The sequence below is a fragment of the Planococcus shenhongbingii genome (genome assembly GCF_030413635.1).
Lineage (GTDB): Bacteria > Bacillota > Bacilli > Bacillales_A > Planococcaceae > Planococcus > Planococcus shenhongbingii.
Map to the genome: position 1 here is coordinate 3,521,020 of NZ_CP129235.1, position 18,852 is coordinate 3,539,871.

18 protein-coding genes and 1 riboswitch are annotated in these 18,852 nt (G+C 46.8%); of the genes, 8 read left to right on the plus strand and 10 right to left on the minus strand.

Features of this window, described 5'->3' with window-relative positions; genetic code table 11:
* The first annotated feature begins 103 nt into the window (after positions 1–103).
* From QWY16_RS17080 to QWY16_RS17090, 3 genes are read left to right on the plus strand one after another with little or no spacing between them, the layout of a single operon-like run.
* Complete coding sequence (locus tag QWY16_RS17080; RefSeq protein WP_300990430.1) at positions 104–799, plus strand: DUF1538 domain-containing protein; 696 nt, start codon at positions 104–106, stop codon at positions 797–799.
* A complete protein-coding gene (locus QWY16_RS17085; protein WP_300990431.1) occupies positions 796–1,539 on the plus strand; it encodes a DUF1538 domain-containing protein in 744 nt (247 codons plus the stop codon). The genes QWY16_RS17080 and QWY16_RS17085 overlap by 4 nt, the downstream gene beginning before the upstream one ends.
* Positions 1,523–2,224: a P-II family nitrogen regulator gene (locus QWY16_RS17090; protein ID WP_300990432.1), complete on the plus strand. Its 702-nt coding sequence runs from the start codon at positions 1,523–1,525 to the stop codon at positions 2,222–2,224. Before QWY16_RS17085 ends, QWY16_RS17090 begins: the two co-directional genes overlap by 17 nt.
* A 614-nt stretch (positions 2,225–2,838) precedes the next feature.
* Here the strand turns inward: QWY16_RS17090 and QWY16_RS17095 are convergent.
* Entirely contained in the window at positions 2,839–4,455 is a 1,617-nt protein-coding gene (locus tag QWY16_RS17095; RefSeq protein ID WP_300990433.1) for a catalase, read from the minus strand.
* Between the two features lie 175 nt (positions 4,456–4,630).
* On the opposite strand from QWY16_RS17095, the gene QWY16_RS17100 reads away from it, so the two are divergent.
* Positions 4,631–5,818, plus strand: coding sequence for a CDP-glycerol glycerophosphotransferase family protein (locus QWY16_RS17100; RefSeq protein WP_300990434.1), 1,188 nt, complete (start codon positions 4,631–4,633; stop codon positions 5,816–5,818).
* An 87-nt stretch (positions 5,819–5,905) separates the two neighbouring features.
* Here the strand turns inward: QWY16_RS17100 and ilvA are convergent, their stop codons facing one another.
* Positions 5,906–6,880 carry a threonine ammonia-lyase gene (ilvA, locus tag QWY16_RS17105; RefSeq protein ID WP_300990435.1) on the minus strand — a complete coding sequence of 325 codons (975 nt, stop codon included), beginning with the start codon at positions 6,878–6,880 and terminating at the stop codon, positions 5,906–5,908.
* Positions 6,881–7,037: 157 nt separating this feature from the next.
* Between ilvA and QWY16_RS17110 the strand changes: the two genes are divergently transcribed.
* Entirely contained in the window at positions 7,038–7,748 is a 711-nt protein-coding gene (locus QWY16_RS17110) for an alanyl-tRNA editing protein (RefSeq protein ID WP_300990436.1), read from the plus strand.
* A 57-nt stretch (positions 7,749–7,805) separates the two neighbouring features.
* Here QWY16_RS17110 and QWY16_RS17115 read toward each other — a convergent pair whose 3' ends face one another.
* Positions 7,806–8,561: an exodeoxyribonuclease III gene (locus tag QWY16_RS17115; RefSeq protein WP_300990437.1), complete on the minus strand. Its 756-nt coding sequence runs from the start codon at positions 8,559–8,561 to the stop codon at positions 7,806–7,808.
* Positions 8,562–8,810: 249 nt separating this feature from the next.
* Between QWY16_RS17115 and QWY16_RS17120 the strand changes: the two genes are divergently transcribed.
* Together QWY16_RS17120 and QWY16_RS17125 are read left to right on the plus strand one after the other, a co-directional pair.
* Positions 8,811–10,088 carry an MFS transporter gene (locus tag QWY16_RS17120; protein ID WP_300990438.1) on the plus strand — a complete coding sequence of 426 codons (1,278 nt, stop codon included), beginning with the start codon at positions 8,811–8,813 and terminating at the stop codon, positions 10,086–10,088.
* Positions 10,089–10,349: 261 nt separating this feature from the next.
* The gene (locus tag QWY16_RS17125) at positions 10,350–11,321 is read left to right on the plus strand and encodes a nuclease-related domain-containing protein (protein WP_300990439.1); all 972 of its coding nucleotides are present in this window, start codon (positions 10,350–10,352) and stop codon (positions 11,319–11,321) included.
* Positions 11,322–11,461: 140 nt separating this feature from the next.
* Here QWY16_RS17125 and QWY16_RS17130 read toward each other — a convergent pair whose 3' ends face one another.
* From QWY16_RS17130 to QWY16_RS17160, 7 genes are all read right to left on the minus strand, one after another.
* The gene (locus QWY16_RS17130) at positions 11,462–12,247 is read right to left on the minus strand and encodes a YkuS family protein (RefSeq protein WP_300990440.1); all 786 of its coding nucleotides are present in this window, start codon (positions 12,245–12,247) and stop codon (positions 11,462–11,464) included.
* Between the two features lie 91 nt (positions 12,248–12,338).
* On the minus strand, positions 12,339–12,827 hold the full coding sequence (gene thiW, locus QWY16_RS17135; RefSeq protein ID WP_300990441.1) for an energy coupling factor transporter S component ThiW: 489 nt from the start codon (positions 12,825–12,827) through the stop codon (positions 12,339–12,341).
* Positions 12,824–13,480, minus strand: a complete 657-nt coding sequence (thiE, locus tag QWY16_RS17140) for a thiamine phosphate synthase (RefSeq protein WP_300990442.1) — start codon at positions 13,478–13,480, stop codon at positions 12,824–12,826. The genes thiW and thiE overlap by 4 nt, the downstream gene beginning before the upstream one ends.
* Positions 13,461–14,300, minus strand: a complete 840-nt coding sequence (gene thiD, locus QWY16_RS17145) for a bifunctional hydroxymethylpyrimidine kinase/phosphomethylpyrimidine kinase (RefSeq protein WP_300990443.1) — start codon at positions 14,298–14,300, stop codon at positions 13,461–13,463. The genes thiE and thiD overlap by 20 nt, the downstream gene beginning before the upstream one ends.
* Positions 14,297–15,085 carry a hydroxyethylthiazole kinase gene (gene thiM / locus QWY16_RS17150; RefSeq protein ID WP_300990444.1) on the minus strand — a complete coding sequence of 263 codons (789 nt, stop codon included), beginning with the start codon at positions 15,083–15,085 and terminating at the stop codon, positions 14,297–14,299. Before thiM ends, thiD begins: the two co-directional genes overlap by 4 nt.
* Position 15,086: 1 nt before the next feature.
* The gene (tenA, locus tag QWY16_RS17155; protein ID WP_300990445.1) at positions 15,087–15,770 is read right to left on the minus strand and encodes a thiaminase II; all 684 of its coding nucleotides are present in this window, start codon (positions 15,768–15,770) and stop codon (positions 15,087–15,089) included.
* A 153-nt stretch (positions 15,771–15,923) separates the two neighbouring features.
* A riboswitch (TPP riboswitch) is annotated at positions 15,924–16,027 on the minus strand.
* Positions 16,028–16,062: 35 nt separating this feature from the next.
* Entirely contained in the window at positions 16,063–17,193 is a 1,131-nt protein-coding gene (locus QWY16_RS17160) for an ABC transporter ATP-binding protein (RefSeq protein WP_300990446.1), read from the minus strand.
* A 335-nt stretch (positions 17,194–17,528) separates the two neighbouring features.
* Between QWY16_RS17160 and QWY16_RS17165 the strand changes: the two genes are divergently transcribed.
* A complete protein-coding gene (locus QWY16_RS17165) occupies positions 17,529–18,851 on the plus strand; it encodes an ABC transporter substrate-binding protein (protein ID WP_300990447.1) in 1,323 nt (440 codons plus the stop codon).
* The last annotated feature ends 1 nt before the right edge of the window (position 18,852 follow it).

The following is an 18,852-nucleotide window of genomic DNA, read 5'->3' on the forward strand; positions in this document are numbered from 1 at the left end:
TGACAGAAAATTATTTAAATTTTCTGTCACCTTTTTTATTGTCAGGTTTATGTTAAAAATGCAAAGGGAATAGCAGGAAAAAAGCGGTTGAAGGAGTTTGGAGATGGAAAACATCAAAGATACTTTCAAAGAAGTTGCCGCTGCTATCTTGCCTGTTACAATCGTAGTCATTATCCTCCAGGTGACGTTGATGCGCCTTCCCCTTGAAGCCCTGCTCCAGTTTCTAGTCGGCGTTGCTTTTGTCAGCATTGGATTTTTCCTGTTTCTTTTGGGAGTAACCGCAGGGCTGTTACCGGTTGGCGAATTGATCGGCAAACGGCTGCCCCAGACCAAAAAATCCTGGCTGATCATCGGAACCGGATTCCTTCTCGGTTTGGCGGTAACAATAGCGGAACCGGATGTCCGGGTGCTCGCCAAACAGATTGACCAAGTTTCCGGCGGAGAAATCAGCTCGGGCATACTGGTAATGGCCGTCGCTCTTGGATTAGCCATTTTCGTTGCCGCCGCAATGGTCCGTACAATCTTCAGTATTCCCATCCACTATATGCTGATTGGCGGCTATGCATTGGTCTTCATCTTATCCATATTTGTCCCCGAAGATTTTGTATCGATTTCTTTTGATGCCGGAGGCGTTACTACAGGTCCAATGGCTGTACCTTTCATATTGGCTCTTGGCGTCGGGGTGGCTTCCGTGCTGCGTTCCCCAACCGCTGATTCCAGTGAAGGTTTCGGTTTAATCGGCCTTGCTTCTATTGGCCCCATCCTGGCCATTATGCTTTTAGGGGTGTTGTTCCAATGAACATTCATGTGTTTGACGGTTTTTTGGATATCCTCCGCGAAGTCGGTGTTGCGCTCATCCCCTTGTTTATCTTCTTTGCTTTGTTCCAGGTTTTCATGCTTAAATTGCCCAGGCAACGGGTATTTCAAATACTACTTGGCTTTGTTTTAACATTTTTAGGATTGGCTTTTTTTCTTCAAGGAGTCCATGTCGGTTTTTTTCCAATCGGGCAAATGATGGGAGAAACGTTTGGGGAAATGTCTTTTCCATGGATCATCATCCCGATCGGTTTTGCACTTGGGTTTGTCGCCACTTTTGCGGAACCTGCCGTCAGCATTATGATTGACGAAGTGGACCGTGTGACAGGTGGTTATATTTCTGCAAAATTAATGCTGTACACCGTCTCCACAGGTGTGGGAATTTCGGTGGCGTTATCCATGTTCCGGATCCTTTTCGGGATTTCGCTTTGGTACTTCATCATCCCTGGTTATTTGCTTGCCTTTATTTTGACCTTTTATTCGAGAGCCATCTTTATTGCTATAGCGTTCGATTCGGGAGGCGTTTCTACAGGCCCGATGACTGTAACTTTCATTTCCGCAATGGCTGTCGGGGTAGCCTCTGCTACAGCAGGACGTGACCCGCTGGCTGACGGTTTTGGCCTTATCGCATTAGTAGCACTGACTCCTATTCTCGCAGTGCTTATACTGGGGCTGATTTTCACAAGAAAAGGTGGGGCTGAAAACGATGAATCTGAATCATAGATTAATGATAGCCATTGTAAAACGCGGTCATTCGAGAGCGGTCATCGCGGAAGCTAAAAAAGCGGGGGCGGATGGTGCCACGATTCTTTATGCGGAAGGAATTGGCCGCAACGAGAAACCGACTTTTTTCGGCTTGCCCGCTACGCATGAAAAAGATGTCGTGCTCATTGCCATTGACGGCAGTCTTGAAGATGCCGTCGCTGACGCTGTCTCCCGGGCTGGAAAATTAGGAATTCCAGGTCATGGCCTTGGATTCACAGTCCATTTGAGTAAACTGCTAGGTGTTCGGCATCTATCCAATCGGATAAATTACGTTAAACCCAAGAAAGGGGAACGAGCTGTGAAACCGATCTCCGAACAATTCCAATTGATTGTTATTATTGTGAACAGCGGCGATTCAGAGAAAGTGGTCGCGGCCGCAGCAAAAGCTGGAGCAGAAGGCGGCACTATCCTGACCGGCAGAGGCACGGGGGTCAATGAACAGAAGAAGTTTATGAATTTCACGATTGATCCGGAGAAAGATATTGTTCTGACCCTAGTTCCTGAAAGCTATACGGATGCCGTTATCCAAAGCATTGAAGATGCCATCGACCTTTACGCTCCCGGCAGAGGCATCGCTTTTTTGATTGATGTGGAAAAAGTATTCGGCGTCAACCATTCTTCTTTGAATCGGCATAATACGTAAAAGAAGTGCTGTCGAGAAACTCTTATTTTCTTTTTTCATTTCGCTCCAGGGCGGACGCTTTTCGCGGGGGGGCGGCCTGAGCCTCCTCGCTCGCTGGCGCTCCCTGCGGGGTCTCAGGACTCGCCCTATTCCCGCAGAAGTCGCCGCCTTCCGCTGCATTCAACTTTGTTTTATCACCTTTTGTGATTCTCTAAAACCGGTGATTGTTTCAGAAAGCTCTCTATTCTTTGTTCTCGCTCTCCAGATATGGAGCCAACCAGCGGAGACGCCTGCGGGAAAGCGAGACAGCCGAGACCCTGCAGGAGCGTAAGCGACGAAGCGGCTTGGCGCTCGCCCGCGGCAAGCGCAGCTGGTTGGCGGAATATCGGTTAAGGGATGATCACCAATACAAGTTTTATCTTTCTCAAAAAGCTGAAGAAGTGCTGAAATCTTTCAATTCCAGCCCTTCTTTTATTTCTGTTTCCGTGAATGCAAAAATTTTCTTTATTTATTAAGGGAACGGATGAATGAGCTAACGCATTTCAAGAAAATAATATATTTCGAAATGCCTTGAAATTCTAGACTATAAAAAAATGCCGGCAAGCTTGTTCAGCTTGCCGGCATTCCGGGTTTTATCAATATGGTCCAGCTTCATGTCCTTTTGCAGCAGCACCTTGCGCCACTTTATTGGCAGCAGGCTTGCCGTATACTTTAGGATCGCTATCTTTCATTTCTTCATTCGCTTTAATCTTCTGCTCCATGTTTTCACGGACACGGCGGCCATAGTCTTCATCCGCCTGTGTGAAGTGGTAGATCATTTCTTCCTGGATTCTTGGATCACAAGCAGATAATGCATCTCCCAAGTTGTTGATCAGCTCTTCGCGTTCCCAATCTTCAAAGCTGCGGTAAGTCTCTCCGGCCTGGCCATAATTATTGGTACGGTCAATCGGCTCGCTGACCACTTTGGCATTATTATATGCCGGTTCATGAGGCGGTGCGACCTTTTCTGCTTCCTTCACGCCGCCAAGAACAGATGGCTCGTAATTGATAGACGGGTTCGGCACATGTTCTGCTGGACGATCCATCATACCGCCGTACTGGTTCGTCGCTACACGTTTTTTCGGTGCGTTGACCGGCAGCTGCAAATAGTTAGCCCCTACACGGTAGCGCTGCGTATCGGAATACGAGAACGTGCGACCTTGCAGCATCTTGTCGTCTGAGAAGTCAAGGCCGTCTACAAGAACCCCTGTACCGAATGCGGCCTGTTCAATTTCAGCATGGTAGTTCTCCGGGTTGCGGTTCAATACCATTTTTCCGACAGGAAGGAATGGGAACTTGTCCTGCGGCCATAGTTTTGTATTATCCAATGGATCGAAATCAAGTTCCGGATGCTCATCATCGCTCATAATCTGAACGAATAACTCCCATTCCGGATAGTCTCCGCGTTCAATCGATTCAAATAAATCCTGTGTAGCATGCCCAACGTTTTCCGCTTGGATTTCATTGGCTTCTGCCTGCGTCAAGTTGCGGATGCCCTGTTTTGGCTCCCAGTGGTATTTGACGAGAACTGCTTCGCCTTTATCGTTTACCCATTTATAAGTGTTTACGCCAGATCCTTGCATATGGCGATACGTTGCCGGGATGCCCCATGGTGAGAACAAGAACGTAATCATATGCGTCGCTTCCGGACTGCGGGCAACAAAGTCGAACATGCGCTGCGGATCCGGCACATTTGATACCGGGTCGTTTTTAAATGCATGGATCATATCCGGAAATTTCATCGCATCACGGATAAAGAAGATTTTAAGGTTGTTCCCTACTAAATCCCAGTTTCCGTCTTCCGTATACATTTTAATCGCAAATCCGCGCGGATCGCGTGCGGTTTCCGGAGAATGCCTTGAGCCCGCAACTGTCGAGAAGCGTGCCAGAAGCGGTGTCTGTTTACCGGCGCCTGAAAAGACTTTCGCGCGTGTAAATTTTTCTACCGGCTCGTCGCCGACTTTTCCGTAAGTTTCAAAATATCCAAATGCACCAGCGCCGCGTGCATGAACAATCCGTTCAGGAATTTCTTCACGGTCGAAATGCGAAATCTTTTCAATAAAATGGTAGTTTTCCAAAGTTGCTGGCCCGCGGTTACCAACCGTCCGTAAATTCTGGTTGTCTTTTACCGGATGCCCTTGGCGGGTCGTCAGCGTTTCTTCGCTTTCGCCTGTTCCCATTTTGTTTTTGAAGTCTTCATTTTTTCCAGTCATGAATATCCTCCTTCACAATAGTCTATCACCCTTTACTCTTCCCATTTTCCAAATAATTAAACATCTTTAACCTTCTATAAACAAAGAGAATCTTTAGTCTATTTTTCCAGATGGACAAAACCGGAAGAATGTGAAAAACTTGAAGAAGGACTATATAGAGAAAGCAGGGCTTGGAATGAGTGTAACATTGAAAGAAAAAGGGAAACTGGACCCGTTAAAAGTGTTTTTGAAAGTAACTGCCGCTTTTTTGGTTTCTATCTTCTCTTTTAAAAAAGAACATAAAAAAATCGCACTGGTCGGAGGAAATCTCGGCGAGAAATACGAGGATAACGCTGCTGTTTTCCACGCCTACCTGGTCAATAACCACCGAGATCAGGTAACCGCATACTGGATGTATGATCCGAAGACTTCCTATGCAAAAGATGGCAGCATCCCGAATGCTGTGCCGCTTGGCAGTTTCCGCAACTATCTTCTCTTTTTTAAAGCAGATTATACTTTCCACGGGCATTCATTAATGTATGACATCGCCCCTTCTGTTGATAAGTTTTTATTCCTCAACCGAAAAACCATCATCACCCATGTCAGCCATGGCATTGAAGGCTTCAAAAAAATTCTGATCCAAAAAGAAGACGTACCTTTGCTGAAACGGACAAATTACTTTAACTGTGCTTCTGAATATGAAAAAGAGTTGAAACTGAAAGAATGGAAGATTCCAGAACATAAATTGATCATTACTGGATTGCCTCGTTTTGACCGCTATGCGGAGAATAAGCCGGTCAAGAAAGTGAAAAAAATCCTGATGATGATGACCTGGCGGGAATGGCTGTTTGACTTGAGCGAGGAGGAGTTCGTCGAAAGCGCTTATTTCCTCAATACAATCGGCTTGATCAGCCATCCTGGAATCCGTGAATTGATCATCCGAAACGATATGACGATGCAGATTACCCTCCATCCATTTATGAAGAAATTTAAAAAGCATTTTACCGGGCTGGCAGATCCGAAAAGCGGCATTGAATTTCTTTCTTCAACCAACCCGTCCATTACGCGGGCGATTGAAGAAAACGACATGCTGCTGACAGATATCACCAGTGTGTCATGGGATTTTCTCTATTTGAATAAACCCATCATTTTCAATATGTTCGACCGGGAAGAGTACCTGGAAAAACGCGGCACTTATCTCAGCCTCGAAACGGACCTGTACGGCTATAAAGCAGATACCGTCGAAGAAGTGTATTTTTACTTGAAGAAAATTGTTGAAGAAAACATCACAACAAATGACTGGCATCCGAAAGCCACCCAATACATTGATTATTACGACCACCAGAATTGCAAACGCCTGGCTGAAAAAGTGCTAGGGGTTTAATCGCTTTGAAAAAGCACCCGCCCAAAATCATTTTTGGGCGGGTGCTTTTATTTCAAATGCGCTATTCGTATCTACGCCGTTCCAGTTTCAATAATTTTTTTCGTTATACTGCTGGATCAGTGATTGGTACAACTCAAAGCTGATATTTCCGCCGCTGACCATAACAACTGTTTTTTTCCCTTTCAGCTTTATATTTCCGCTCAGCATGGCTGCCATTGCGGCAGCACCGGATGGCTCTACAACCAGTTTTGTCCGCTCTGCCATAAACGCTACGCAATTAGCGATTGCCTCTTCCGAAACCAGCACCAAATCATCAACATAGCGCTGCGTATGCGCGAATGTCAGGTCTCCTGGTTTTTTCGCCATCAACCCGTCTGCAATCGTTTCCACTTTCTCTACTTCCATCGGCTTCCCGTGCTGCAAAGACATGTACATCGCCATAGCGCCTTCCGTATTCACACCGATTACTTTCAGCGTCGGTTTGATTTCCTTTAAAGCTGCAGCCACCCCGGAAATCAATCCGCCTCCGCTAACCGGCACAATCACGGCTTCCGTTTCGGGCAAATCTTGCAAAATCTCCAGCCCAATCGTCCCTTGCCCGGCAATCACATACGGATCTTCGAATGGATGAATCATCGTCCGCCCTTCTGCACGATGAAGTTCGAGCGCTTTTTCATACATATCAATCGATGTGGTGCCGTATTCAATGGCTTTGGCTCCGTATTGCATGATGGCATTCTTTTTGCTCGCCACCGGATTTGTCGGCATGACTACTGTAGCGCTTATGCCAAGCCGCTGCGCTGCATAAGCTGTTCCTGCACCATGATTTCCCGCAGAAAATGCGACGATGCCATTTTCCTTTTCCTGTTCGGTCAGATTAACGATTTTATTGTAGGCGCCTCGGATTTTAAAAGATCCGGTTTTTTGGAGATTTTCAGTTTTCAAGTAAACGCCGTTTCCGGTCAGTTCAGAAAACGTACGGCTCTCCTGCAACGGAGTCGGGACAATCACTCCTGCCAGATTTGCTTTTGCTTGATGGATTTGCTGCAATGTGACGTACATGAGAGAACTCCCTTCTGGTTTAAGGTTTCTGCCTTCATTCTATGTCAAAACTTTCATTCAATTCAATATTTTTATGATATAGTGGCTTTAATGTTTAGAAAAAGAAGGCGGATAATCCGAACTCATTAAATCAGTCTTTAAGTAAAGGGTGGATAGGATGACTAAAGAATTGTTCTTGGAAGACAGCTATTTGAAAACATGTGGGGCTGAAATAACTTCAATCGATGGAAACAAAGTGGCTTTGAACCGGACTATTTTCTATCCAGGAGGCGGCGGCCAGGAGGCGGATAGCGGTATATTGATCCAAAACGGACAGGAAGTCCAAGTAACGAAGGTTAAAAAAGAAGGCAGAGAAATCTTCCATTATGTCAGCACTCCGGAAAAACTGGTTTTGGGGACAGTGACGGCGACAGTTGACTGGGAACGCCGAGAGAGTCTGATGAAGCACCACACTTTGCTGCATGTAATTTCTGCCGTTTTTCATCAACAGCAGAACTCCCTTTGCACCGGCAACCAAATTTATCCGGATAAAGCCCGAATCGACCTGACGGGCATCACTGACCTCAGCAGTGAAGAGCTTGATGCGCTGATTGCCAAGGCCAACGAAGAACTTGCACGAAATCATAAAGTGACCGTCCGGACCGTACCGCGGGAAGAAGCGGAAAACATCTCAGGCATGATTAAGACGATCGTCAATTTGATTCCCGAATCGGTAAAGGATATCCGCCTGGTCAAAATCGGGGACATCGACGAGCAGGCCTGCGGCGGCACCCACGTCAATGAAACCGGGAGTGTCGGCCAATTTGTGCTGGATAAAACGAAAAACAAAGGAAAAGGCATTACACGCCTTGAAGTGCATGTGATTTAAAGCGCAAATAAAGCAAGCCCTCACCTATCGTGAGAGCTTGCTTTTGATTTTTTCAGGTTATATATGGAGCGTTAATTCAACCGGGCAATGATCGGAGCCCCAAATACCTGAATGGATTTTCGCATCCGCCAGTTTAGAAGCCAGTGTCCGGGACGCAATGAAGTAATCAATGCGCCATCCAATATTTTTCTCCCGGCAGTTTGACCGGTACGACCACCAGGAATAACTGCCAGTCTGTTCCGGATAAAAATGACGGAACGTGTCGACAAAACCGCTGTTCAAAAACTGTGTCATTTTGCCTCGTTCTTCCGGTGTAAACCCTGAATTCTTTAAATTCGCTTTCGGATTTTTCAAATCGATTTCCTGATGGGCCACATTCAAGTCGCCGCATAAGATGACGGGCTTTTGCTGATCCAGACCTTTTATATAGGACAGCAATGCTTCTTCCCAAAGCAGCCGGTAATCGAGGCGCAGCAGTCCATGCTGGGAATTCGGTGTGTAAACCGTCACCACGAAATGCGTTTCGTATTCCAATGTGATGAGGCGCCCTTCCGTATCATGCTCCTCGATCCCCAGCCCGTACTGAACAGACAGCGGCTCTTTTTTCGTAAAAATTGCTGTACCGGAATACCCTTTTTTATGCGCATAATTCCAATAGGCATGATAACCCGGAAGATCTATTTCAATCTGGCCTTCCTGCAGTTTTATTTCCTGGAGGCAAAACACATCTGCATCCACGGCTGCAAAAAATTCCATAAACCCTTTTTTCATAACGGCCCGCAAGCCGTTGACATTCCATGAGATAAGCTTCAAAACCTGTCCCTACTTTCTATCTGATAGCTTCAGTCTACTTGAAAATCCGGTTCTGCTCAAACAGAGCGGTCTGTTCCACTAGAATCGGCAAAAAAGCACTGGATGGATTCGGGGATAAAAAAGCCCACTTTCACTTTATTGCCATCCCTAAAAAATTATGTAAAATTTCAGTGAATTTTAAAAATACAGCATCATTTTTTCCGGTCTTCTTGTACAATGAATTTATATGGCGCTTAAGGGGATAGAGACATGAAAAAATTCACGAAAGAAGAGAAAAGCTGGGCATTTTATGACTGGGGAAGCTCCGCCTATTCAATCATCATCACAACAGCTGTTTTTCCGCTGTATTATAAAAATGCGGCGACTGAAGCCGGTGTCAGTTTGTCTGATTCCACCGCTTACCTGGGATATACCATCGCCATTTTCACATTTATTCTGGCGTTGATCGGCCCTATTTTAGGGACGCTTGCCGATTACGAAGGCATGAAACGCAAATTTTTTACCGCATTCTTCTTGCTTGGCACTATTTCAACGGCGATGCTGGCTTTTGTTCCGAGCGATAATTGGCTGATGCTATTGGTATGCTTTACCTTTGCGGCTCTTGGTGCTACCGGTGCGAACGTCTTTTACGATGCTTTTATCGTCGATGTGACGACGGAAAAACGGATGAACAATGTTTCCGCATTCGGATATGGCCTCGGTTATATCGGGTCGACAATCCCGTTCATCCTGGCGATTGCCATTATTCTGCTGGCAAGCAATGGCGTGTTGCCCATTTCCACCATCAACGCGAGCCGCATCGCATTTTTGATTACGGCCCTTTGGTGGGTATCGTTCTCGATTCCGCTGTTCCGCAATGTCCGCCAGCGCTATTTTATCGAGAAAGAACCGAACCCTGTTTCACAAAGCTTCAAGCGCTTAAGTAAAACGATAAGAGAAATTCGCCAGTACCGTGCGCTGTTCTTGTTTTTATTGGCTTATTTTTTCTATATTGACGGTGTCGGCACCATCATTTCGATGTCCACGGCTTACGGAACGGATCTCGGACTGTCATCAACCAGCCTGCTGATTGTGTTATTCGCCACTCAAGTGGTGGCCGCACCTTTTGCCATTTTATACGGCCGCTTGTCTGAACGATTCACTGGCAAAAAAATGCTGTATGTCGGTATCTGCGTGTACATCATTGTCTGCATTTACGCATTCTTTTTGGAGACCATTGTCGATTTCTGGATTCTGGCCATGCTGGTCGCCACCAGCCAAGGCGGCATCCAGGCACTCAGCCGGTCGTATTTTGGCAAGCTCGTGCCAAAAGAAAACTCCAACGAATTTTTCGGGTTCTACAATATCTTCGGCAAATTCGCCGCTATTCTGGGGCCGCTCCTTGTGGCCGTGACTTCCCAAGTGACAGGGAATTCGAGCATGGGGGTTTTCAGCCTCGTCATCTTGTTCGTCATCGGCCTCATCATCTTGTCTCGGGTTCCTGAACCGGTGCCGCATGCTCCAGTAGACGAAGTAGCTCCTGAATAATTAAGAAAGCTGATCCGGCGGTTGCCAGGTCGGCTTTTTTGTTGGTTGGGCATATTGGGGCTGGAGTTGGGCATAACTTGGTGAAAGTTGGGCATAAACTCCATTGAGTTGGGCATATTTTAAGATCACTTGGGCATAAAGTAAATTCGTATCTTTCAAATCCCATATTTGCCGCTCCAGGCGGTTTTAAATATTTATTATAGGAAGAAGTATAGCTAGACGGCATCTCGCGTGCTATGGTTTTACTTAAAAAATGGAGGAATGGCTTTGATACTGAAAACGAGAGGGACGTCGCTCGAAAGGGAGCGGCTTGAAGTGCTGCTCCGGCGGCTGCCAAGGACTCATGCTTTGTACAAAGAAGTAAAAGAGGATTTTTACAACGACTCCGCCGGAATTGGCGGTGAACAGCGCTTTGACGATTACGTAGCCGCCAGCCGATTGCCGTTCCCTCATATTTTTCTGCACAATGTCTCTTTAAAATCGTTGCTGCCTTTCCAATTGGATTCCTTGATGATTACCCCTTGGTGCATTTATGTGTTCGAAGTCAAGAACATGTCGGGGCGCCTCCGTTTCGAACAATCGCCATTGCAGCTCATCCAAACCAAAGAAGACGGCACCATTATCGGGCGCAAAAGCCCCATCGAGCAAATCGACACCAACGAGTGGCTGCTCGAAGAATGGCTTCGCGCTTCAGGCGTTCATTTGCCTCTCCGCTCCGTTCTCGTGCTCTCCTACCTAAAACAAATCCCTGAAAATGTCCCTGCTACCCATACCGTCCTCTTTTCCCATCAGCTTCCAATGTTTCTTAATAAAATCAAAAGTGAAAAAGAAATTTTAGATTTTATTGAAATGACCGAGCTGGCAAATGAAATTCTTGCTGCTCATTCTTACTATGTTCCAAAACCCATCTGTTCCAAACCCGCTTACCCGATTCAAGCCATGATCCGAGGCGTCTGGTGCGCCGCATGCGACCGGATCGGCATGAAAAGGAAATACGGCACCTGGCATTGTCCAAATTGCGGTGAAATTGACAAGAATGCCCATATCCAGAGCATCAAGGATTGGCATCAGTTGACGGGGGAACCGATGACAAATAAGATTTGCCGGAAGTTTTTGCAGATTGAGGATCGCCATTTGGCCAAAAGGCTTTTGGGCGGGATGGACTTGAAGAAACAAGGCGCATATAAAGGGGCAAATTACATTATAGAAGCCCGTTGCTCGTATTTGGTATGAAGTTGCTCGAATATGACCCGAAGTTGCTCGAAAACTGGTAAAAGTTGCTCATATTCACCTTGAAGTCGCTCATAAAAGAAATTATACCCAATAAAAAAGCCAGACAGCCGTCGGATAACGGCTGTCTGGCTTTTAACTTCTTATTTATTGCTCTTATTCGTCTCTTTGGAAACAACTGTTGCTCCACCGGATGCATTTGTAATAACATCCGCTTCGCCCAATTCCACGACTTCAATAGAGCCTTTATCTTGAGCTGCTTCTTTTTCAGCTTTTTTCATTTCTTTTTCAGCTTGTTTTTCAGCTTTTTCATGCTCTTTTTGTGCTTTTTCTTCAGCTTTCGCTTCTTGCTTTACTGCTTTTTCCTGCTTTTTCAGCTCTTTGCTTTCCTGCATCTCTTGGCGTTTCGCTTTCAAACTATCTACTGTGCCACTGGTTTTTTCCTTTACCTGGTCCACTGTGCCGCTGGTTTTTTCTTTTACCTGGCCTAATGTGTCTTTTGCTTTTTCGGTTACGCCGCCAAGTTTTTCTTTCGTGCCGGAAGTTTTTTCTTTAACCACTGCCTGCATTTCTTTACCGCTCTTCGGAGTCAGTAAAAGCCCTGCAGCTGCGCCGACGATTGCGCCTGTTGCGGCACCTTTAATGAATGAGCTGCTGGTAATTCCGCCGCTTGGGGCTGGAGCAGGAATTTTGCCGCTTCGAACCAAACGTTCTTCTACTTCATCCACGATTTCTTCCAGCGTGCGCCCTTTTGCTTCAACGAGAGGGACATTCATGTGAAAATCCGCTAAATCTTCTTTGTCTCTGACCACTACACAGTCATAATCCATCGATTCTGTTTTGTCATCCAGCATTTCAGCTTCATAGCCTCTTTTTTCAAGTGCGTCTTTTACGGATGTAAACGGTTCTTCTACTGCAATTTTCACCATATTCTTGTCCACTCCCTTTTCAAATTGTGTTTATGTACTTATTTCCCCTACTTTGACCCACAATAAACGCCGACTTGAGAATGAAATATTTTTAATGTGTTTGTAATATTCTTTTTTCTTTCTCCAATTTCCTGGCAATCACTGCTCCCAGTAAGGCGCCAGATAAACTGGAGACCAAAAATGGCGGCAAAAAGAAGAACGCGGCAAGGTCAGTGCCCATTAAAACATGAGCATAAGGCACTGCCACAAATGAAGCGATGATGCCTGTGCCGATTATTTCTCCTATGGCTGCGAGCCATATTTTCCCGAATTTCGCATACATCAGCCCGGCAACCAGCGCGCCAAACATGCCTCCAGGAAAAGCCAGCAATGACCCGGTCCCTATCAATATCCGGACAATCGCTGTTAGAAACGCTATCAACAATGCCGGACCTGGACCGAGCAGCACCGCTGCAATCACATTGATCGCATGCTGGATTGGGTAGGCGCGCGCAATGCCGGCAGGAAAAGAAACGAATGCGGAACCGGCAACACACAGGGCAACGAACATGGCGATCAGCATCATTTTGCGGGTTTTCATTTTCCGGCACCTGCCTTTAAATTGGTTTTAAAGCGAATAACTTGCGAGGCGATATTTTCCGCTTGGGCAATTGAGGAAATCACTGCCACTCCGTCAGCTCCCGCCGACCATACGTGTGCCGCATTGTCCGGAGTGATGCCTCCGATTCCGATTACCGGAAGTTCCGGATGCAGCTTTTTCACCGCTGCGATGCCGGATACTCCTGCCGGGCTTTTGGCATCCTCTTTTGTTTGGCTATTAAAGACCGGCCCCATTCCCACATAGTCGGCACCGCTGTCTATGGCGTTCTTGGCTTCTGTCAATGAATGCACTGATACCCCAAGGATTTTATCCGCCCCCATTATGCGGCGGACCGCAGTTGCTGCCGCATCTTGCTGGCCGACATGGATTCCATCCGCATCAATCGCCTGTGCAAGTTCTATGTGGTCATTCACGATAAACGGCACGCCGTACTGGCGACAGAGCCATTTGCATTCAACCGCAAATTTCATTAACGCATCTCCCGTGAGTGCGCCCGATCCTTTTTCCCTCAACTGGAAATGATTGATTCCTCCAGCCAGTGCCTGTTCCAAAACCATCAGCGGTTCGCGGCCGGCTGTATTTTGCGTTCCCATAATGAAATAGATTGAAGGTTTATCGAACAACTTCGACATGATGGACGCCTCCTTTTTGGCGCTGGCTCTTCTGATAAGCCGCATGATTGGTCGGTCCGTGTCCGGCACCAATGTGAAGTTCTTCACTGAGAGCAGCCTGGATAAATTGTTTCGCTGTGTAAACCGCTTCCTCCAGTGACTCCCCTTTTGCCAATCCCGCTGTCAAAGCGGCCGCAAATGTGCAGCCGGTTCCATGCGTTTGGGCTGTAGAAATTCGAAGGGAACGGAAAAGAAGTTCTTCCCCATTTTGATTCAGATAAAAGTCTTCCGCCATATGGGGATCTGTGCCGTGGCCGCCCTTAATTACGACGGAATCAGCGCCAAATGACAAAATCTTTGCTGCCGCTTGCCGCCGCGAAACTGCATCTTCAACATCCATGCCGCTAATCATTTCCGCTTCTGGGATATTCGGCGTTACAATGAGCGCCAGCGGCAGTAAATGCTCTTTTAAGGCTTCAACCGCTGCCTGCTGTAGAAGACTTGCTCCTCCTTTGGCGATCATCACCGGATCTACCACGACGTTTTTCCAGCCGAACTGGCGAATGCCGGATGCCGTCTCTCCAATGATATCCGCATCAAACAGCATGCCCGTTTTCAGTGCACTGATATTGAAATCCAGGCCCACTGCAGAAAGCTGCGCCTTCAAAGCCCCAGGCGTCATCGGATAAATCTCCGAAACGCCAAGTGTATTCTGGGCAGTCACCGCAGTAACCACTGATGTCGAATAAACCCCGAGTTCCTGAAATGTCTTAATATCGGCCTGGATGCCCGCCCCTCCTCCAGAATCAGAGCCGGCAATGGTCAATACTTGTGGAATCATCGTGGCACACCTTCCTTTTGACGGATTACATCGTCAATATCATTTTGTCCCATGGCATTCATTTGATTTAAGAAAGCGGTTTGGAAATCCCCTGGAAGCTCCGAGTGCGCGCTTGCCTGTTCACCGGCGATGGCATAATAGCGCATGGCTGCTGCCGCCGCTTCAAAGCTGTCTTCTGGATGCACTGTGAGAAACGCCGCCACGACGCTGCTGAGCAAGCAGCCGGTTCCCGTGACGGAAGCCATGACCCTATGGCCGAACGGTATTTCAGCCAGCCGTTTTCCATCAGTGATAATATCCAGTTCCCCGGATACCGCAACAATCAATTTCAATCTCTTCGCTGTATTCCGGGCCAGTTCATGAATATCCGCTTCGCCTTCGCCGGCATCGACTCCTTTAGCCTGCCAGTCGGCTCCAGCAATAGCCGCTAGTTCACCGGCATTGCAGCGCAGAACCGCGACATTCACTTCAGTGAGGATTTTATTGGCCGCAGCTGCCCGGAACGCTGTTGCCCCCACTCCGACCGGGTCCAACACGACCGGCACTCCCAGCGCGTTGGCCTTTTTCCCGGCAATCAGCATGCTGTTCAGGCTCTGGCTATTCAATGTTCCGATATTGAGCGACACGGCATCCGCCAAAGCAGCCAGCTCGGCAGCTTCTTCCGGCGCTTCTCCCATGATGGGCGAGGCGCCGAGCGCAAGCAGCCCATTAGCCTGGAAATTCGACACAACATGATTGGTAATGCAATGGATGATCGGTTTTTCTGAACGCAGTTTTCCCAGCATATTAAACACCTGCCTGTTCATATGTTTTGACTGTCCACGATTCCCGCACCCATGCCTGTTCCCAGAAATTCCATTCGAAATAGCTGCTGCGGCGGAAACGCTCTTTTAGTTCGGTGCGGCGTTTTTCCGGCAAGCCTTCTGCAAGCTGATTCATCCGCTCCATCTGCTCTTTAACCAAAGCGCCGAACTCCTCCGAACCGTAAGTAGCAATCCACCGGTCATAAATTGGATGATTGGGTTCAGCATTTTTCAGCCGCTCACCGATTTCAAAGTAAAGCCAGTAACAAGGCAGAATCGAGGCCACGACATCCGCCAAATCACCTTCAGACGCGCGGTACATATGAGAGACGTAAGCATAGGCGCTCGGTGAAGGCTCAAATTCTTCCCAATCACCTTCCGTGACGCCAAGCAGCTCCATAAACGACTCGTGCAAAGCCAACTCGGCAGCACATGTATGTTCCGAATGAAAAGCGAAGCGTTTTGTGGTCTCCAAATCGGTGGCTTTTACTGCTCCAATTGCCTGGACTTTGGCGAAATGAGACAAGTAATAAGCATCCTGCATAACGTAATGCCGGAATATATCCAGCGGCAGCGTGCCATCGGCAATCCCTTTTACAAACGGATGTTCAAAACTTGCCTGCCATAAATCATTGCATTCAATACGTACTTCTTTACAAAATGTCATTTCTCCATCTCCTTTTTAATGGTGTCCAGACTCCAGTGCCTAGCTCTTCGGGACATAAGTCAGAGCTGAACCGGCACTTCCACTATTGTTCGACAAATAAAAAACGCCGCTTTCCAGTAAAGGAAAGCGGCGTATGCAGTTAAAAAGGAAATAGCATGCGTTCCGCCACTTCCCTCCGCTGGTATGATCCAGATCAGGTTCAAAGGGTCCGAGCTTATGCTCGTCTCAGCCGATATCCGGCTCCCCTAGTGGTGTTTAATATTCAAGTTGTCAAAATCACTTTAACACAGATTCAGGAAACCGCAACCGGTTTTTCTGACTTTTCAGGTTTCACGCGTTCCCCGCTTGCCGGATCAAAGAAATGAACACGCGACATATCAAACGCAAGACGTGCAGTGTGTCCCGGCTCAATCGTTGTATTGGCATCCACTCGGGCAATGAATTCCTGGTCGCCGTATACAGCATAAATAATCGTTTCAGCACCCGTCAGCTCCGAAACGGTGATGACTGCGTCGATGTCGCTGTGTTTGATGCCTGTCAGATCTTCACTGTTGACATGGATATGTTCAGGACGAATGCCAAGCGTAATCGGTGAACCGTCATAGCCCTGGCTTTTCAGCATGCTCAAAGTTTCTGAAGGAATGTCGATGATCCGGTCTCCCATGACAAAAGCACCTTTTTCTAATTTGCCATCAAAAAAGTTCATCGCAGGCGAGCCGATAAATCCGCCGACAAAACGGTTGGCCGGGAAGTCATACACTTCTTTCGGGCTGCCGACCTGCTGGATGACGCCGCTCTTCATGATGACAATCCGTGTAGCCATTGTCATTGCTTCTGTCTGGTCGTGCGTCACGTAAATGGTCGTTGTTTTCAAGCGGTGATGGAGTTTTGCTATTTCAGCGCGCATCTGGACACGCAATTTCGCATCCAAGTTGGATAAAGGCTCATCCATCAGGAATACTTTGGCGTCGCGGACAATCGCCCGCCCAAGCGCAACCCGCTGGCGCTGGCCGCCTGACAGCGCTTTCGGTTTCCGGTCCAGGTATTCTTCCAGGCCAAGAATAGCCGCAGCTTCATTTACCCGTCTTTTGATTTCATCTTTTTTAAATTTGCGCAGCTTTAATCCGAACGCCATGTTTTCATATACCGTCATATGGGGATATAAAGCATAGTTCTGAAACACCATTGCAATATCCCGTTCTTTCGGCTGGACATCATTCATCCGTTTGCCATCGATGAAAAATTCACCATCTGTTATCTCTTCAAGTCCCGCAATCATTCGCAGAGTGGTGGATTTTCCGCAGCCTGAGGGACCGACAAAGACAATAAATTCTTCGTTTTTTATGTGAAGGTTAAAATCGGTTACGGCGGTAGCACCATTGTCATAGGTTTTCCCTAAATTATTAATCAGAATTTCTGCCATTATGCCTCTCCCCATTCTTTTTTACTCTTAATTATAAACAGTTTTCTGTATATTACAAATTGAAACCACAAATTAGTAGAGCCATACCCAGTCCATTTAGCGCTTAAACTCGGCAAAAATACCCATTGTCAGTATATTTTGATTACACTTTGAAAAGAAGGAGAAGTTGTTATATACTTCTACTAGACAAGAGAAGCTGGAATATTTTGTTCTACTCTTTTACAGAGAAACAGGCCCGATTCTGATGAAATTCAGGCGAATTCGGGTATTTTACTTCGACTGTCGAAGATATTTTCGCATTCATTTATACCATAAAAAAAGAGGAGTGAAACTGGATGAACAAATTGAAAGTTTTTATTATGTTGATTGCTGCGTTAGCCCTGTTTCTCAGCGGCTGTTCGGGATTCCAGACGAGCAACAGCAGCAATGAAGAAGCAGCGGTAAATGAAGATGGCAAAACCGTCGTCGATTTCTGGACATTCTGGGGATCTGAAATCCGCCGTCCGATTATTGAACAAATCATCACCGACTTTAACGAATCTCAAGACGAGATTGAAGTGAAACACACGTATCTGCCATTCGGTGACATCTGGACAAAAGAACTTGCGGCTATTGCAGCTGGAGATCCGCCTGATGTCGTAATCAATGATATCAATGCCACCGCTCTTCGCGGACAGAACAAGCAAGCGATGAACTTGTCACAGTTCCTGGAAAAGGATGATATTTCAAAACGCTTCTATCCTGAGCTTTGGGACGCTACTCTTTATGAAGGTGATTCATACGGCATTCCTTTCAATACTGATACACGCGTACTTTTCTATAACAAAGACGCCTTCAAAGAAGTGGGACTGGATCCCGAAAAGCCGCCAACAACATGGGCAGAACTGGAAGAATACGCGAAGAAATTGGATAAAAAAGCCGGACAAGACTATGACCGTGTCGGTTTCTATCCATTATGGGGCATCGGCTATGACGTATGGCTCTTAAACGCTAACGGACAGAGCTATTTCGACGATCAGAACAATTTCGAAATCGATACACCTAAAAATGAAGAAGTATTAAACTGGCTTAAAACTTGGAAAGACAGATACGGCGAAGATGTAGTCAACTCTTACCAAGCACAGATTGACAGCCAGCAAGGACACCCTTTCTTCAACGGAGACCTTGCCATGATTGCCCAGGCTCCGACGTTCTATACTCAAATCCGCGATTATGCACCTGATTTGAATTTCGGTGTGGTGGAACTGCCAGAATATGAAGAAGGCAATGGCAACACAAGCTGGGGCGGCGGATTTGTCGCTGAAATCCCTGAAGGATCGAAAAACGCTGAAGCAGCATGGGAATTCATTAAATATTTAACGGATGTTGAGGCACAGGAGTATTGGGCAGTGAAAAACTTTGACAACATCGCCAATATCGAAGCGGCTGAAGCAGCAGCAAAATCTGATGAATTTACGGAAGACGGAACGATGGTTTACGAAATGGCAGTAGAAAATATGGAGCAAACTTTATTGACTCCAGTGCCGGTAATCGCACCTGATTTCAGCAGTTTGATCAACCCGAATATGGATGAATTCTTCCTCGGTTCCATGACGGCTAAAGAAGCGTTGGAAAAATCCCAGACCGATGTTGAAAATCTGATCAAGAAAAACCAGTAAG

Coding starts and splice junctions, on each gene's coding strand:
- QWY16_RS17080 (WP_300990430.1), top strand. CDS start 104: ATGGAAAACATCAAAGATACTTTCAAAGAAGTTGCCGCTGCTATCTTG.
- QWY16_RS17085 (WP_300990431.1), top strand. CDS start 796: ATGAACATTCATGTGTTTGACGGTTTTTTGGATATCCTCCGCGAAGTC.
- QWY16_RS17090 (WP_300990432.1), top strand. CDS start 1,523: ATGAATCTGAATCATAGATTAATGATAGCCATTGTAAAACGCGGTCAT.
- QWY16_RS17095 (WP_300990433.1), bottom strand. CDS start 4,455: ATGACTGGAAAAAATGAAGACTTCAAAAACAAAATGGGAACAGGCGAA.
- QWY16_RS17100 (WP_300990434.1), top strand. CDS start 4,631: ATGAGTGTAACATTGAAAGAAAAAGGGAAACTGGACCCGTTAAAAGTG.
- ilvA (WP_300990435.1), bottom strand. CDS start 6,880: ATGTACGTCACATTGCAGCAAATCCATCAAGCAAAAGCAAATCTGGCA.
- QWY16_RS17110 (WP_300990436.1), top strand. CDS start 7,038: ATGACTAAAGAATTGTTCTTGGAAGACAGCTATTTGAAAACATGTGGG.
- QWY16_RS17120 (WP_300990438.1), top strand. CDS start 8,811: ATGAAAAAATTCACGAAAGAAGAGAAAAGCTGGGCATTTTATGACTGG.
- QWY16_RS17125 (WP_300990439.1), top strand. CDS start 10,350: ATGGCTTTGATACTGAAAACGAGAGGGACGTCGCTCGAAAGGGAGCGG.
- QWY16_RS17130 (WP_300990440.1), bottom strand. CDS start 12,247: ATGGTGAAAATTGCAGTAGAAGAACCGTTTACATCCGTAAAAGACGCA.
- thiW (WP_300990441.1), bottom strand. CDS start 12,827: ATGAAAACCCGCAAAATGATGCTGATCGCCATGTTCGTTGCCCTGTGT.
- thiE (WP_300990442.1), bottom strand. CDS start 13,480: ATGTCGAAGTTGTTCGATAAACCTTCAATCTATTTCATTATGGGAACG.
- thiD (WP_300990443.1), bottom strand. CDS start 14,300: ATGATTCCACAAGTATTGACCATTGCCGGCTCTGATTCTGGAGGAGGG.
- thiM (WP_300990444.1), bottom strand. CDS start 15,085: ATGCTGGGAAAACTGCGTTCAGAAAAACCGATCATCCATTGCATTACC.
- tenA (WP_300990445.1), bottom strand. CDS start 15,770: ATGACATTTTGTAAAGAAGTACGTATTGAATGCAATGATTTATGGCAG.
- QWY16_RS17160 (WP_300990446.1), bottom strand. CDS start 17,193: ATGGCAGAAATTCTGATTAATAATTTAGGGAAAACCTATGACAATGGT.
- QWY16_RS17165 (WP_300990447.1), top strand. CDS start 17,529: ATGAACAAATTGAAAGTTTTTATTATGTTGATTGCTGCGTTAGCCCTG.